The following is a 1969-nucleotide window of genomic DNA, read 5'->3' on the forward strand; positions in this document are numbered from 1 at the left end:
CAGCGTCTGGTGCTGTGGTCCGGGGAGTTCCACGCGTTCCGGCTGCCCAGCCCCTCGCTGTGGCGGGACGCCCTCCAGAAGATCCGCGCCTCGGGGCACAACGCGGTGACCGTGCCGGTGGCGTGGAGCCACCACTCCCCCGCGCCGGGGCGCCACGACTTCACCGGCGTGCGCGATCTGGACCTGCTGCTGCGCACGGCGGCCGAGGAGCAGCTGTACGTCGTCCTGCGCCCCGGCCCGTTCCTCGGCGCCGATCTGGACGCGGTCGGGCTGCCGGGGTGGCTGGCCGGGACCGGGGGCGCGCCCCGCGCCGACGACCCGGCCTACCTGGAGCACGTCGACGCCTGGCTCACCGCCGTCGACCGGATCGCCCGCCGCCACCAGTACACCGAGGGCCGCGGCACGGTGCTGCTGTACCAGTTCACCGACGTCAGCGGCGCCGCCTCCGCCGCCTACCGGGAACACCTGTACGCCAAGGTGCGCGGTGACGGGATCGACGTGCCGGTGTTCCACCGGGAGCTGGTCCCCGCCTCCGAGCCGGACGACGCGGACCCGGCGGCCGTCCCGCCGGACCGCGGGCTGTACTTCGGGTCGGCGGCCGCCGAGCGGTCGCGCCCGCGCACCGCCGAGGTGCTCGCCGAGTTCGCCACCGGTCAGCCGGTGCCGTGGGGCGGCGGCCGTTTCGGGCCGGGGGGCTTCGAGGCGGTCCGCCGCGAGTTCGACGCCGCCCACGTGCGCCGCACCTGCCTGACCGACATCGCCAACGGTCTCACCGTCCACAACACCCGGCTCGCGTTCGGCGGCACCAACTGGGGCTGGCAGGGCGGTCCTTCGACCATCACCTCCTACGACCTCGCCGCCGGGCACGACGAGGCCCGCAACCCCACCGCGAAGCTGGCCGCGACCCAGCAGATCGGGCACATGCTGCGCACCGTCCCCGACCTGGCGAAACTGAACCGGGCGGCGGACGTGCGGGCCGACGACGACCGCGTGCGGGTGTACCACCTCACCAACCCGGACACCGGCTCGCACACGTACGTGCTGCGCAACGACTCCGACGTCCGGGTCTCCACCGCGCTGCGGGTGGCCGGTTCCGACCTGCCGGTCCAGGTCACCCTGGAGCCGCGCGACGCCCGGCTGATCATGTCCCGGCTGCGGCTCGGCGAGCGGCTGCTGCGCCACTCCACGGCGCAGCCGATGCTCTTCCTCCCGGTGGGCTCCATGGACGTCGCCGTCTTCACCGGCTCCCGTGACGAGCTGGCCGAGGTGGTCCTGGAGTGCCCGGTGGGTCCGGTGACCACCCGCCTGGACCCCGAGCCCGCCTGGGCCCTCGACCGGGGCCTGCTGCGGGTGACCGCGCCGCTGGGCAGGGGCGGGCTGAGCCGGGTGCTGGTGGAGGGCGGCGGCAGCAGCCGCCCGCTGCTGCTGGTCTTCGCCGACGAGGACGACGCGGCGCGGCTGTGGCCGGTGGAGACCCGCAAGGGGAACTTCCTCGTCTACGGCCCGTCGCTGGTGCGCACCGTCACGCCGCACGAGGACGGCGTGGACCTCACCGGTGACGTGCGGGGGCTCACCGGCCTGGAGATCTGGGCGCCCGGCGGGATCGGCTCCGCCACCTGGAACGGCACCCGGGTGCGGACGACCGTCTCCAGGGCCAACGCCCTGGTGGCGACGGCCCAGTTGAAGCCTCCGCCGGCCGTGGAACTGCCCGCGCTGACCGACTGGACCGGCCGGGCCGGGGACCCGGAGGCCGACCCCCGGTTCGACGACGGCCGCTGGCGTTCCGCCGACCTGGCGGCCTCGTCCGGGACGACGCCGGTGCCCGAGGGGCAGCCGGTGCTCTTCGCGGACGACTACGGCTTCCACTACGGCGACCTGTGGTACCGGGGCAGGTTCGGCGACGCGCGCGGCGCGGTCTCGGTGCGCCTCTCCTACCGGGCGGGGCCGCAGGGCCTGGTGATGGCCTGGC

At 75.3% G+C, this 1969-nt stretch carries 1 protein-coding gene; it reads left to right on the forward strand.

Going from position 1 to position 1969, the window contains the following annotated elements; all coding sequences use genetic code 11:
- On the forward strand, positions 1 to 1969 hold a 1969-nt coding region (locus HW445_RS28770; RefSeq protein WP_180223773.1), incomplete at both ends, for a beta-galactosidase.

It is taken from the genome of Streptomyces sp. UH6 (assembly GCF_013421635.1).
Classification (GTDB): domain Bacteria; phylum Actinomycetota; class Actinomycetes; order Streptomycetales; family Streptomycetaceae; genus Streptomyces; species Streptomyces abyssomicinicus.